Origin of the sequence: Janthinobacterium sp. BJB401 (assembly GCF_013372745.1) — a bacterium.
Classification (GTDB): domain Bacteria; phylum Pseudomonadota; class Gammaproteobacteria; order Burkholderiales; family Burkholderiaceae_D; genus Janthinobacterium; species Janthinobacterium rivuli.
The window spans coordinates 1-12,974 of sequence record NZ_JABXFH010000022.1 but is presented as its reverse complement, the minus strand read 5'-3'; the positions used below and the strand labels follow the sequence as shown (position 1 = coordinate 12,974).

Here is a 12,974-nt window from a genome sequence, read left to right as displayed (position 1 = left end):
CGCACTCTCCTGGCGTCATCAATCCTTGTTGTTGAAAACTTCGATGGCGGCCAGGTGCATCGCTGCGCGCTCCAGCACGTCCGTCTTGCCGCCTCCATCGCTGCGCCCATTGGCCGACGAGCCATCGCCCAGCTCCACGGCAAAGTGCGCCTGCGGTGCCAACTGCGGTTGTTGCGGCACGCCATCGACGGCGCTGTCGTCGCCTTCATATTGAAAGATGAATTGCTGGTCGGCCTTGCCCTCGGCAAAGCTTGGCAATTGCACCTCCATGCTTTGCGGGTCATTGAAGATGAAATTGGGCGCATTGAAGTTCAGCGGCGACTTGCTGCCGAAGGTGATGCCGTCGGCGATGCGGATGAAAGCGCCGTGCTTGGAGATCAACACGATTTCATCGGCCATGCCCGTCAGCTTGCCTTCGCTGGCGGTGAGCTTCAAATTTTTCGCCGCGTTGAGGTCCATGTCGTCATGCTGGCTTTGCAGCAGGAACTTGCCATGATGGGCGATGGCGCGGATGCCATCCGCATGGGCAAACAACGAGATGCCCTTGCCCGCATTCACGCTGTAGCGCTGGCCTGCCACCGCTTGCAGGTGCTGCTGCGCCACGGTATCGATATTGCTGACGGCATAGCTGACGATAGCTTTCGAGCTGGCAAAGCTGATGCCGGCAGGCGCCGTGACGGCAATCGCCGCCGCACCGCCCAATTCGGCACGGGGCTGCGTATTGCTGCCGCCTTCCCAGCCTTTCAAGCTGTGCTGCAATTCCTGCTGCGCTTCGTCCGCGTGCTCCAGCCCCTGATGCGTGGCCGCATAGCTACCCAGCGAGCGGAACAATTCCAGGCAGTTTTCCATCAGGCCCAGATATTCGCTGCGCGCCATGTGGCTACCCTCGCCGTTCAGGCGCTTCCAGGCCGAAATCAGCATGCCCTTGCCCGCCCGCATGGCCAGTTGCTCATCGGTGCGCAGTTCGGCGCCTTCGCCGCGCGCCTCGCCCTGGCCATTGCGCCGGTCCTGCGTCAGCCAGCCCAGGTTGAGCTGGCTGGAACCGTGATCGCTGGCAAGCTGAGCGTTGATTTGCCCGTGCACATCGTCAAAGCGCAGCTGGTTGCCACGCGTGCCCTTGATCTCACAGCTCTTGATGCCGGACAAATAACGGTTGCCGGGCAGGTCGCCCACCTTGCTCAAGGCAACCGGCTGCGCATTATGGTTGTACAACTGTCCCACGATGATGGGCCGGTCCGGATCTCCGCCCAGAAAGGCCAGCAAAACTTCGCTGCCGACGCGGGGCAAACCGAGATAGCCGCATTGCTGCATGCTGCCAGGTCCGTTTCCCGCCCAGCTCGACGCGACGCGCACCCAGGCCGAATCGGCATCCGTGTCGGAGGCGCCCGTGCCGCCTGCATGCTCGTGGTCCAGCTTGCGCGTGGCGGGAAAGCGCACCTTGACCCGGCCCATCGCGTCGCAATGGACTTCCTCATTCGCCGGCCCCACCACCATGGCACTTTGCATGGTGACTGGCGGCAAATCACTGCGCGTGTCGTAGGCCGGCACGATGGCCACGCCGCGCCGCACTGCCGTCAGTTCGATATGCATGCGCAAGGGGCCACCGTCCACGGCAGCCGCCAGTTCGCACTGCGGCAGCGATGCCTCATCGGCCAGCCAGCGGTTACGCGCAAACAAACGCGCCACCCGGGCGGCCAGCTCCCTGGGTAAATTGTTTTGCGCCGCCACGTGCAGCGACGTGACGACAAAATCGCGCGCGGCCGCTGGCAAGGCGTCAACGTCCGGATGCTCGGCCAGCGTAAAATATTCACCCGGACACAGGTCGCGTACGCTGCCTTCGGCGTGAAAGCAATGACTCTCGTAATCGTGCTGCTGCATGGCAAGCATGCCCAGCTGGCACAAGGCCTCATGATCGTTGCCCGCACGCGGCGGGAGCACGCGGTAATCATCGAGCGTAGCGGCAATCGCATTACCATGCATGCCCTGCGTCCCCCGTCCCAGGGCATCGGCGGTCATGAACGGCCGCGCGCGCGGATGTTCTTCATTCCAGCTATGGCGCGTCACCTTGCCCGCCTGCAACTTGCGCACTTCGCTCCACGACGTCAGGGTGTCACGCTGTTCCGTCGCGCGGTCCGCGTGATAGCGCACGGTATCGGCCATGTTTTTCCGCAAGCCATCGGCATGGTTGAACAGCACCAAGGTATGCGCTGGCTCGGCATGTGCATCCGTACTGCCCTCGGCACGAAAAAACCAGGCGACGCCATTGCGCTTGAGCAGGCGCCGTACGAAGGCTGCATCGGACTCATTGTGCTGCATGACAAATTCGCGCTGCGGATACGTTTGCGCCTCAAAGAAATCGGCAAACGCATACTGGAAGGCATGCGCCAGCACGGTATTGCTGCGTATCCATTCATCGAGCAAGGTCTTGACGATCTCGATATCCGTCAGGCGCCGGAAGACGCGCGTATTGCAGCGCTTTTCCATGATGGCGAAGGCGTCCGTCAGCGCCAGCTGGTAGCTGGCCAGCGCGCCGTCGCTGTCGCCGGCACTGGCTTGCGTGACGATGCCGCAGATACTGCGCAGCTGCCCCTGATCGGTGACGATATCGATAGCCGCGGGCAAGGCAATCAAACTACTGAGCGGCAAGTCGGCATGCGTCGAGACACACAAGATGCGGTATTCGATGCCGCCACAGATGGCCTCGCTGCCGGCGATACGCTGCGGTATCAGCACGCCGGCAGGCACCTTGGGCGAAACACCCAGGCGCAGGCGCAGCGGTCGCTCGGCACCCGATATCGACTCGTCACCGTCCATGGCATTCTCCTCGTTCGCACTTGCATCGAATCAAGCTGGAGAACCGACAATGCCATGGGATGGCAGGGAAATACTTGATATTTAGTAAGAGGCTGTCTTGCTGCTCAATACATCCCTCAACAATTGCCGCTTCGCCAACAAGGCGGGATCAAACGCCGTCCACTGCTCCAGCCGCAGCGCATACGCAGGCGCCATCATCCAGCCGAACACTTCCGCCTTGTCTTCCTCGGGGCCGTAGGCCGCGTACAGGCTGACCAGTCCCGGCTGCGGGTGGCCCAGGTTCTGGAAACCCTTGCCATAGGCCGTGGCACCGCCCTGGCCGTAAGCCGTGCCGGGCGGGTTCAGGGCCAGCCAGGCGGGGTCGCGGTAATAGAAGTCGTTGAACAGGCGGAATTCAATGAAGTGGTAATACTCGTGGTGCACGCGCAGCTCCATGCCGGATGGACACAGGGCGGCCAGCAGGTTGTCAGCGTAGACGACGCTGTCGATTTCCGGCGCCGGCATGGCCAGGCGGCGCTGGCCGTCCACGCTCAAGTCTTTCACCAGCACGACGTGGCGCAAGCCCGTGCGCGCGAAGACGCCAGCCGGGTAGCGCTCCATGGCCGGCAAGACGATGCTGAGCAACAATTGCAGCCCGGCACGGTCTTGCGCCGAGTCCGTGAAAGCGTGCGCCGCGCTGCCGGGCACGGCCAGGGTCCAGGCGGGCGCCAGTTGCAGGGCCGCCAGGCGCGCCGTGGCGATGGCTTGCAGTTGCGCCACGCTGGCTTCCTGTGGCGCGACGGGAGCATAGCGCACGTTCCAGTCGCACTCGCTGCGCATGCTGTCTTGCTGGGCGGCATGCTCGAACGCTTGCGCGTCGGCCGCCGATGGCGCGGGCGGCCCGGCGCTGGCGCAAGCGGACAGCAGTACGGCGGCAAGACAGGACAACAGGCGGCAAGCAGACATGAAATCTTTCACGGGCTAAAAAATGGGGCGCAATCGCTGCGCCCCATTGTACAAGCTGCAAGTTTCCCAAAGCATCAGCGCTGGTAATTCTTGAAGAAATTCCAGCTGATCACGGTGGCGTCCGGGCCCAGCTCATCGCTGAATGGCCAGCCGGGAGGGCCGCCGCTCCACGCGTGGTTCATGCCCTCGACCGTGTATTTTTGCGCGATGACGGCGCCGTTGTGCAGATAGGTGTCGATGGCGTAACTGCGGCCGTAGGGCACCGTCTGGCGCACGATGCTGTCGGCACGATAGCGCACGCTGTCATTGTCGAGGCCATCGTCGCCATAGTCGCTGGTCTGCAGGAATTGCTCGATGGTTTGCTCTCCGTTGACGGGATTGACGACGATGTCGGACGTGCCGTGAAACACCATCGTCGGCATCAGCCGGCGCGGCGAGCCGGAGCAGCGCCAGGCATCCTTGCCGCGCACTTTCGGGTCGAACGAGCTGCCGTTGAACAGCGAATCGGCGGCCGTCAGCATGCCGATGGCGCCCTTGTACATGCCGCCCGAATGCACCATCACGGCGGCGAACACATCGGAATAGCAGGCGGCCATGATGGAGGCCATGGCGCCGCCGGCCGAGATGCCCGTCACGTACACGCGGCTGTCCTGCACCGCATACTTGCTCTTGACCTTGTTCAAGATGCCCATCAGCACGGCCGGTTCTCCCGTGCCTCGCTCCTGGTTCAGCGGCAACATGAAATTCCAGCAGCGCATGGGATTGGCCGTGGCGTTCTGGCGCGGATAGACGACGATGAAGTTTTCGCTGTCGGCCAGCTGGTTGTAGCGGCTGACGGCGGCCATGCTGTTGGGCTCGGAACCGCAGCCGTGCAGCATCAGCACGACGGGCAGCGGCGTATTCGGATTGTAATTGCTCGGTAGCCAGACCTGGTATTCACGCGATCCCCACAGGCTCGCGTACAGGCCGAAGTCCCACTGTCCGGCTGCGGCCGGCAGCGCGGCCAGCAAGCCGCAGGCGGCGATGAGTGCAGATAAGAAGTGACGCAGTTGCTGATGCAGATGTGCCATGCCAGTCTCCTGATTGTTATTAAGGACGAAAACAGCGACAACAAACCAGCCTGGCGCTAACCAGGCTGGCACTTCAACAACCTTTTAAAACTTGTAGCCAGCCTTGGCGATGATCTGGCGCGGCGGGCCGTAGAAACCGTCGAGGATGAACACGGCCGGAATGTTGTAGCCATCCGTGCGGTAGCGTTTATTGCCCAGGTTGCTGCCATGCAGACTGAAGGTCCAGTTCTTCGGCGCTTCCCACACGACGCCGGCCGTCCAGATGCTGTAGCCGCCCTGCGCCAGCGTTTCGCTCAAGTCTGTGGTCGGGTAGACCTTGCTGCGGTAGCCATAACCGACCATGCTGCGCAAGGCACCGCCGAAGACGTCGCGGTCCGTGCGTGTCAGGTTCAAGCCCACTTGCCGGGCTGGCGTATTGCTGAACTTTTGCGTATCCGCGATATTCTTGCCGCCGCTCATGAACTCGTCATAATGGGCATTGAGCAGCGCGAGGAAGCCGTTGACTTCCCACTGGCGGTTGGGCCGCCACGAAAATTCGAACTCGGCCCCTTTCACGGTCGCCTTGCCCGCATTCGTGAAGTCGCCATAGAAGCCCGGCACGCCGCCCGGCTGCACATAGCTGGTGAACACCGACAACTGGATATCCTTGTAGCGGTTGTAGAACAGGGCCACGTTGGCGTCAAACGTGTCGTCCGGCGCCGCATACTTCATGCCCACTTCCAGCGCGTCGAGTTTTTCATCCTTGTACGGCCGCGCCGAGTCCGGCACCACCAGGTTGTTGGCGCGCACGTTGTAGCCGCCCGACTTGAAACCGCGCGACAGGTTGCTGTAGAAATTCGTCGTCTTCGACGCTTCATAGCGCACCGACAGTTTCGGCGAGGTATTGCTGACCGACAAGGACTTGTCGAAGTCAGCCGCCGTCTGGATGGGCCGCGTAAAGCCCACGTCGGCAAAGGCGCGGTTCAGCACGATGGCGCGCTTTTCCTCGCGCGTGTGGCGCAAGCCCGCATTGATGCTCCACACCTTGCCCAGCGGCCAGGTCAAGTCCGTGTACAACGCCGTGCTGTCCGTCTCCACCGTACTGACGGCGGCCGTGAACTGGCGCCCCAGGAAGTTGTTGTAGATGCCGCCGCCGGCCGTGCCTTCGAAGCGGTACAGTCCGATCACGCCGGCGCCGTAGTCGCCGCTGTAAGACGCCTGCAATTCCAGGCTCTTCTGCTCGTCGCGCGAGTCGCCGAACACGTCGGCGATGGGCTGCGGCAAGCCGTCGAAGTCGATGGTTTGCTCGGACGTGCTGCGCCGCTTGGCGCCGATCACTTTGACGGACCAGTCATTCGACAAGGTGTAATTGGCCACCAGCGAGCCGCCCCGGTTATGCGTGAAATTATTGCCCGGCATGCCGCTCTGGATGTCATACGCATCCGTGCTGGCGGGCCGCTTGAGCGGGTCGAAGGCGCTCACTCCCATGCGCTGGAAGCCGCGCACGCCCGATTTGTCATCCGTGGCGTCCAGGCTCAGCACGACGGTCAAGGGGATGTCTTGCGGAAAGTAACCGACGGACAGGCGCGCGGCCGTGCTGTCCTGGTCGCTGACCTGTTCGCCATTGAAGGTGTTGCGGCCGAAGCCGTCGCGGTCCAGCTTGGCGGCGGCCAGGCGCGCGCGCCAGGTGCCGCTCTCGTTGGCCAGATTGAAGGCGGCCTTGAAGTTGCGCTGCTTGTAGTTGCCGATGCCCACTTCCGCCGACGCGCCGTTTTCCTTCGCCAGCGGACGCGAAATGTATTTGATGGCGCCGCCGATGGTGTTCTTGCCGTACAGGGTGCCTTGCGGGCCGCGCAGCACTTCGATGCGTTGCACGTCGAACACGTCGAGCAGGGCGCCTTGCGGCCTGGCCATGTAGACGTCGTCAAAATAAATGCCCACGCCCGGATCCACGCCCCAGACAGGGTCAGCCTGGCCCACGCCGCGAATGAAGGCCGTCAATGTCGTATTCGTGCCGCGCGAGGCGTACACGGTCAGGTTCGGCACGCGCTCCTGCAAGTCGGCCAGGTTCTGGATATTCGCCCGTTCCAGGGCCTTGGCGGAAAACGCCGTGACGGCCAGCGGCACGTCCTGCAGACGCTCTTCGCGGCGGCGGGCAGAGACCGTCACGGTTTCCATGCGTTCTTTCGCCTCGCTGGCTTCCTGGGCGCTGGCAGCAGTGGCCGGGATGGCTTCCTGCGCCTGAGCCTGGGTGGCAAAAGCGCCGGCAACGGCGAGGGCGGCGGGCATCAATTTCAAAGCAAGTTTCATAGCGTCTCCAATGTCAGGCTTGCTTACCGCCAGGGAAGACGGCCGGATCCCAGGATTGCAAGACGTAACGGTACCCGCGCGCGCAATGCGAGCACCTGCCCTGCGATGACTGTTTCCCGGCCCCCGGCCCGTGCGGCGAGTGGCCTGTTTATTTTGAATTTATGGTAAGGAAGGACTGCAACAAGGTATTCACACGCTGCGCCTGGTCCAGGGGCGTGGCATGGCGCGAGTTCGCGATGATCTCGATCTCGCACTGCTGAAACTGTGCGGCAAAGGCCCGCTTGCTGGCGACGGGCGTGTAATCCTGGTCGGCCGCCATGATGAGGACGGGCATGGCCAGGGCCTGGAAGTGAATATCGATATCCCAGTGGAAAATGGCGTCCAGCGCGGCCAGGTAGGCACGCTTGTCCATGCCCGCCATCTGCGTGGCGAAGCGCTCGACGAGCGCTTGCTGTGCAGGATCGGGGAACAGTTTCTTGCCGATGATCTTGCCCATGGCTTTCAGGCCGAAGGTGGCGATCACCGTGCGGCGCAGCCAGTAGGCAAACAGCAGCGCGGCCGGCTTGCTACCCTGGAACGGCTGGGAATTGATCAGGCACAAGCTGGCCACCCTGCCGGGAGCACGGTTGGCCATTTCCAGGCCCACCATGCCGCCCAGGGAAAAGCCGACGATGTGCGCGTGCGGCACGTCGAGCTGGTCCATCAAATTGAAGAGGTCGTTGGCAAAGTCGCCGATCTGCCAGTCGCCGTTGGGCGCGGGACTGGCGCCATGGCCGCGCAGGTCGGGCACGATCAGGCGATAGCTGCTGCCGAGAGCGTCGATCTGCGGGCGCCAGTCTTCGGCGCAGGAGCCGAGGCCGTGCAGCAAAAACACGGGCTCGCCCTGCTGCTTGCCGAGGTCGAGGTAATGCAATGGAACATCGGATGTCGTGTGACGCCGCATTCTGTCTCCTTGCTGTTGAACATGCTTTGTGTTCAGGTGCAGGAATATGTTTTCCTGCTGTTGGAAAACATAATACGGAATCCGAATTCCGATTTCAAGTTAAATCGCTAAATAGTTCAAGTCAGGTAATTTAAAGCAACACGCACCAGTTCATCCTCGAGCGCCGCGCCCGACAAAAAGGACAGCGAACCCGTCAGGGTGTGCTGGTTGAGGATGCCCAGCAGCACGGGCGGCACCACCATCATCGCCTGCGTGGGATTCGGGTGGCGGATGCTGGACGACTTGCTGGCCAGCACGGCCACCGTGCGTTGCGAGATCAGATGATTGATCTGGTGCACCCTGTCGCGAAATTGCGCATCCTGCGACGCGCGCGTGATCAAGGCCCGCAAGACGCCGCTGCGCCCGCCATTCACGGCCACGAACATGGCCACCATGGCGCGGATGAAGTCTTCCAGGCTGCGCCCTTCCCACTGGCGCAACTCCGTCAGGGTCTCGACCTTTTCCACCATGTCGGAAAAAAAGCGCTGCAGCAGCAAGCGGCTCAAGGTGTCCTTGTCGCCCAACAAACGGTAAAACGTGCCCACCGAGGTTTCCGCCAGTTTCGCCAGATCAGCCACGCCGATTTCATCGAAACGGTTTTCCGCCAGCAACTGTTCACCGACCTGCAGCAGGCGCTCGAACGCTTGCTTGCTGCGCGCCTGGGTGGGTTCCGGGGGAACGATCATCTGCGGGAAGGGCATCGGAAAGGAAGGCATGCGGCGTCGGCGTCTCGAATAGTGGAACCTAAGTTCCGTTATGGGTGCGCGTATTGTAACGCGGGAGACGGCCGATGGGGTGTTCAACTACGCGGCCTGCCCTGCCACTCCATGTAGACGTCGGCGCGCTGATAATGCGCGTCGCCGGCCGGCCGCGCCACGTGGGCAAAGCCGCTGCTTTCATACAGGCGGATGGCGGGCGCCAGCTTGCTGTTCGACTCCAGGAACAGCAGTTGCGCGCCGCTGGCCTCGAATGCATCGAAGGCCCGTTCGATCAGCCTGCGCGCGATGCCCAGGCCCTGGCATTCGGGCGTGACAGCCATCTTCGACAACTCGATACTGGCGTCATCGGCGCGGATCAGCGCGCAAGTGCCAACGATCTTGCCATCGAGGCGCGCGAGGAAAATCTGCCCGCCAGCGTCGAGGACCGAGCTTTGCGGATCGGACAACACCTTGTCGTCGAGCGCCTCAACATAGAAATAGCGTTCCAGCCATTCGATATTCAAACGCTTGAAGTCGGCCGCATAGTGGGCGGCGTAATCAATGATCTCCACGGCGGCCTGCTCGCGCTGGCGCCGGCAGGCAGCGATCGTCTCGCCGAAACCTTGCGCCTGCAAGCGCGCTTCGGCCCGGTCCAGGCTGGCCATCAGCTGCGGCGTACCCTGCTCGAACACCGTATCGACGGCCGCGCGCACATCATCCCACAGGGGCGCCATATCGCGCAGCAAGGCTTTCCCCGCGTCGGACAGCGCCAGCAGGCGGCGGCGCTCATCCTTGGCGTCCGGCATTTCCGTCACCACGCCAGCATCGAGCAGCTTGCGCCCCAACTGGACCACCACAGGATGCGTCTGCCCAATCTGCGCGGCCAGGGCCGTGATCGCCGTGGGACCGTTGTCGCGCAGCAGCAATAACAAGGGGAAACAGCGCGACGTCAGCTCGACGCCGGCCGCCACATAGCTGGTATCGACGCCGGCATACAGTTGATCGGAAAGACGGCGCAGGCGGCTGGCCAGCATCAGGGAGCCGTAGGTTTGCAGGGTGGAGGACATGTTAGTCAGGATATATGTAAGTAGTTACGTATACCCTAACGTAAACCAGCTTTCCAGGTCAAGCACCAGCTTGCTTAGTCTTCCGCCAACGCCTCCTGCAACCTGGCCTGAAACACGGCCTCGACCATCTCCCCCAGTCCCGGCCACACCTGCGTCAGCCAGCGCTTACCCTCCTCGCTTGGCGCCACATACGGCGCGTCGCGCGTGGCGCAGGCCAGGCCGATTGCGATGACTTGCCCTGCATCCTCCAGGCCGCCCGCGATCATGGCGTCGATGGGGAAAGCGATCAGCTCGGCAGTCAGATGCGGACGCAGCAGACAGGCAGGCGCGATGATGGCGAACGATGCTTCCACGTAACTCCAGCAATTGGTGGGCCAGTGGGCGCTTTTCGCATTTTCCAGGAAGACAGCATCACTGAGCGTTTCCGGATGGGCTTGCGCTTGCGCATAGAAGGCGGCCAGGGCGACGAGTTGGGGCGGGGAAGTCCAGGTAGGCATCAATCTTGATCCAGGGAGCGCCGCACTGGGCTGGCGGCAATGGCGGACTGTAGCATGTTCAAGCGGCACGCTGAAACCCGGCTGGCACGGGCATCATGCCGGTATTGCTCTCGCCCCTTTACTTGAGGAAGTCCATGTCGGTCTACGCCATCACCATTCCCTGCTTTGTACAGATGCTGCGCTCCCTGACGACGCTGTTAATTAAAGGCGAAGAACGCGCCCAGGCGCTGGGCTTCGATGCGCAAAACCTGCTCGTATCACGGCTGGTGCCCGACATGCACACCCTGGCACGGCAGGTGGAATTTACGTGCACCCAAGCGCAGGAAGCCGTGTGCCGGCTGACGCGGCAAGCGCTGCCCCAGCTCGCCACGCCCGCCAACATGCGACAAGCCGGGGCGCTGTTTCCGGCGTAAAGCCTAAAAACGCTCGTCGCGCAGCGCCGGCATCACCAGTTCGCGTACGAACGAGGCATTCGACAGGCTCAGCAGCATGCGCACGACGGCCACGACGTCATGCACCGGAATCAGCTCGCCTTCGCCCCGCGCGGCGGCATCCGCCAGCGGCACGGACAAGCCATCGTAGGTATTCAAATAGCCCAGCTGCAGCGCCGTCACGGCCAGCCCCTGTACACGGAAACCTTCGCGCAAGGCGTCGGCGATGCCGTTCAAGGCGAATTTCGAGGCGCTGAACGTCACTTCCGGACGGCCGCTCTGGCGCAGGCCGGACGTGGAACCCGTGAGTATCAGCTGCGGCTTGCTGCTGGCCAGCAAGCGCGGCACCAGGCGCTTGAGCAGCAATATCGTCGCCGTGATGTTGGTATTGACCATGTCGACGATGGCGTCGTCCGCATCGCCGAGGAAAGCGTACTCGTCGCTGAACGCCTTTTCTTCCCACACGCCCAGGTTATAGATGACCGCGTCCAATGCTGCCGGTGCCTCGCGCGCGATGCGTTCAACGGCCTCGGCCGGTGCCGCCAGGTCCGCCGCTATCCATTGCAGCTGCGCGCCCTGGCTGGCGGGCAAGTCGGCAGGTCGCTGGCGCGATACGCCGATGACGGCATGGCCGTCAGCGAGCAAACCGTCCACCAGCGCGCGTCCCAGGCCTCGGCTGGCGCCCACGATCATGATGTGCATTGTGTGTCCTTTCCAATGAAGTCAACGCTGATGATAGCGGCGTTGTATTAAGCACAGCTGAGGCTGCTCCCCATACGCGCCGCATTTACTCACGCGGCGGAAATGCGTATGCTAGATCTGGCAATCTCCGATAACACACAAGAACGAGACACATGCCTACTTCCAACACCGCCGCCATCAACGCCGCAAGCCGTCCCCTCACCCAACAAGACTACAAGACCCTGTCGCTGGCCGCCCTCGGCGGCGCGCTGGAATTCTACGATTTCATCATCTTCGTCTTCTTTGCCAACGCCATCGGTCAGTTGTTCTTCCCGCCGGAAATGCCGGAATGGCTGCGCTTGCTTCAAACCTTCGGCATCTTTGCCGCCGGTTACGTCGTGCGTCCGCTAGGCGGCATCGTCATGGCCCACTTCGGCGACTTGCTCGGCCGCAAGCGCATGTTCACCCTGTCCATCCTGATGATGGCCGTGCCGACATTGCTGATCGGCCTGCTGCCCACCTACGCCACCATCGGCCTGGCCGCCCCGCTGCTGCTGCTGTTGATGCGCGTCTTCCAGGGCGCGGCCGTGGGCGGCGAGGTGCCGGGCGCCTGGGTGTTTGTGTCCGAACACGTGCCGAGCCGTTTCACGGGCTTTGCCTGCGGCGTGCTGACGGCCGGCCTGACGGTCGGCATCCTGCTCGGTTCGCTGGTGGCGACGGGCTTGAACACCGTCTATACACCAGCAGAAATCACCGAGGGCGCCTGGCGCTACCCGTTCCTGCTGGGCGGCATCTTCGGCTTTGGCGCCATGTATCTGCGCCGCTGGCTGCATGAAACCCCGGTGTTTGCGGAAATGCAGCAGCGCAAGGCGCTGGCCACGGAAATGCCGTTGAAATCCGTGCTACGCAGCCACCGCGGCGCCGTCGTCGTATCGATGCTGCTGACGTGGATGCTGTCGGCCGGCATCGTCGTCGTCATCCTGATGACACCTGCCCTGCTGCAAAAGATCCACCACATCGCGCCGCGCACCACCCTGGTCGCCAATACCGTGGCGACACTCTGCCTGGCCTTCGGCTGCATCATCGCCGGCATGCTGGCCGACCGCCTGGGCGGCAAGCGCGTGATCTTCGTCGGTTCCGTGCTGCTGGCCATTTCCACCTATCTCTTCTATACCACCGTCGGCAGCCGCCCCGACCTGCTGCTGCCCCTGTACGCGATGACGGGCCTGTTCGTCGGCGTCGTCGGCGCCGTGCCCTACGTGCTGGTGCAAGCGTTCCCGGCCCAGGTGCGCTTCTCGGGATTGTCGTTTTCCTACAATTTGTCGTACGCGATTTTCGGCGGCCTGACGCCCGTGGTCGTGACCCTGATGCTGAAGAACAACGTGCTGGGTCCCGCCTATTACGTGATCGGCGTGTGCGTGGTGGGCATGCTGACGGCGCTGTTCATCAAGGATCAGCGGCAGACCGTGGGACGCTAGATCCGCGCAGCGCCCCGGCGTG

The 12,974-nt window shown here is 62.8% G+C and carries 11 protein-coding genes; 2 read left to right on the top strand and 9 right to left on the bottom strand.

Annotation, left to right across the window (positions count from 1 at the left end; translation table 11 throughout):
• Positions 1–18: 18 nt before the first annotated feature.
• The 8 genes from HWE17_RS15535 to HWE17_RS15500 form a co-directional block, all read right to left on the bottom strand.
• The gene (locus HWE17_RS15535; RefSeq protein ID WP_176389365.1) at positions 19–2,814 is read right to left on the bottom strand and encodes a type VI secretion system Vgr family protein; all 2,796 of its coding nucleotides are present in this window, start codon (positions 2,812–2,814) and stop codon (positions 19–21) included.
• 81 nt (positions 2,815–2,895) lie between these two features.
• Positions 2,896–3,759: a hypothetical protein gene (locus HWE17_RS15530; RefSeq protein ID WP_176389364.1), complete on the bottom strand. Its 864-nt coding sequence runs from the start codon at positions 3,757–3,759 to the stop codon at positions 2,896–2,898.
• A 74-nt stretch (positions 3,760–3,833) separates the two neighbouring features.
• The gene (locus HWE17_RS15525; protein WP_176389363.1) at positions 3,834–4,829 is read right to left on the bottom strand and encodes a PHB depolymerase family esterase; all 996 of its coding nucleotides are present in this window, start codon (positions 4,827–4,829) and stop codon (positions 3,834–3,836) included.
• A gap of 84 nt (positions 4,830–4,913) precedes the next feature.
• Positions 4,914–7,118 carry a TonB-dependent receptor gene (locus HWE17_RS15520; RefSeq protein ID WP_176389362.1) on the bottom strand — a complete coding sequence of 735 codons (2,205 nt, stop codon included), beginning with the start codon at positions 7,116–7,118 and terminating at the stop codon, positions 4,914–4,916.
• A 148-nt stretch (positions 7,119–7,266) separates the two neighbouring features.
• Positions 7,267–8,061, bottom strand: coding sequence for an alpha/beta fold hydrolase (locus HWE17_RS15515; protein WP_176389361.1), 795 nt, complete (start codon positions 8,059–8,061; stop codon positions 7,267–7,269).
• 116 nt (positions 8,062–8,177) lie between these two features.
• Entirely contained in the window at positions 8,178–8,816 is a 639-nt protein-coding gene (locus HWE17_RS15510) for a TetR/AcrR family transcriptional regulator (protein WP_198521383.1), read from the bottom strand.
• A gap of 83 nt (positions 8,817–8,899) precedes the next feature.
• Positions 8,900–9,865, bottom strand: coding sequence for a bifunctional helix-turn-helix transcriptional regulator/GNAT family N-acetyltransferase (locus HWE17_RS15505; RefSeq protein ID WP_176389360.1), 966 nt, complete (start codon positions 9,863–9,865; stop codon positions 8,900–8,902).
• Positions 9,866–9,939: 74 nt separating this feature from the next.
• Positions 9,940–10,362 carry a hypothetical protein gene (locus HWE17_RS15500; RefSeq protein WP_176389359.1) on the bottom strand — a complete coding sequence of 141 codons (423 nt, stop codon included), beginning with the start codon at positions 10,360–10,362 and terminating at the stop codon, positions 9,940–9,942.
• 134 nt (positions 10,363–10,496) lie between these two features.
• On the opposite strand from HWE17_RS15500, the gene HWE17_RS15495 reads away from it, so the two are divergent.
• Positions 10,497–10,775 (top strand): DUF1993 family protein, encoded by a 279-nt coding sequence (locus HWE17_RS15495; RefSeq protein WP_176389358.1) that lies wholly within the window; start codon positions 10,497–10,499, stop codon positions 10,773–10,775.
• Positions 10,776–10,778: 3 nt separating this feature from the next.
• Here HWE17_RS15495 and HWE17_RS15490 read toward each other — a convergent pair whose 3' ends face one another.
• The gene (locus HWE17_RS15490; RefSeq protein ID WP_176389357.1) at positions 10,779–11,495 is read right to left on the bottom strand and encodes an SDR family oxidoreductase; all 717 of its coding nucleotides are present in this window, start codon (positions 11,493–11,495) and stop codon (positions 10,779–10,781) included.
• Between the two features lie 152 nt (positions 11,496–11,647).
• Here HWE17_RS15490 and HWE17_RS15485 point away from each other — a divergent pair, with 152 nt between their 5' ends.
• Positions 11,648–12,952, top strand: coding sequence for an MFS transporter (locus HWE17_RS15485; RefSeq protein WP_176389356.1), 1,305 nt, complete (start codon positions 11,648–11,650; stop codon positions 12,950–12,952).
• Positions 12,953–12,974: the final 22 nt, after the last annotated feature.

Excerpts from the sequence above, each read along its gene's own strand:
- HWE17_RS15535 (WP_176389365.1), bottom strand. The coding sequence starts at position 2,814 with ATGGACGGTGACGAGTCGATATCGGGTGCCGAGCGACCGCTGCGCCTG.
- HWE17_RS15530 (WP_176389364.1), bottom strand. The coding sequence starts at position 3,759 with ATGTCTGCTTGCCGCCTGTTGTCCTGTCTTGCCGCCGTACTGCTGTCC.
- HWE17_RS15525 (WP_176389363.1), bottom strand. The coding sequence starts at position 4,829 with ATGGCACATCTGCATCAGCAACTGCGTCACTTCTTATCTGCACTCATC.
- HWE17_RS15520 (WP_176389362.1), bottom strand. The coding sequence starts at position 7,118 with ATGAAACTTGCTTTGAAATTGATGCCCGCCGCCCTCGCCGTTGCCGGC.
- HWE17_RS15515 (WP_176389361.1), bottom strand. The coding sequence starts at position 8,061 with ATGCGGCGTCACACGACATCCGATGTTCCATTGCATTACCTCGACCTC.
- HWE17_RS15510 (WP_198521383.1), bottom strand. The coding sequence starts at position 8,816 with ATGCCTTCCTTTCCGATGCCCTTCCCGCAGATGATCGTTCCCCCGGAA.
- HWE17_RS15505 (WP_176389360.1), bottom strand. The coding sequence starts at position 9,865 with ATGTCCTCCACCCTGCAAACCTACGGCTCCCTGATGCTGGCCAGCCGC.
- HWE17_RS15500 (WP_176389359.1), bottom strand. The coding sequence starts at position 10,362 with ATGCCTACCTGGACTTCCCCGCCCCAACTCGTCGCCCTGGCCGCCTTC.
- HWE17_RS15495 (WP_176389358.1), top strand. The coding sequence starts at position 10,497 with ATGTCGGTCTACGCCATCACCATTCCCTGCTTTGTACAGATGCTGCGC.
- HWE17_RS15490 (WP_176389357.1), bottom strand. The coding sequence starts at position 11,495 with ATGCACATCATGATCGTGGGCGCCAGCCGAGGCCTGGGACGCGCGCTG.
- HWE17_RS15485 (WP_176389356.1), top strand. The coding sequence starts at position 11,648 with ATGCCTACTTCCAACACCGCCGCCATCAACGCCGCAAGCCGTCCCCTC.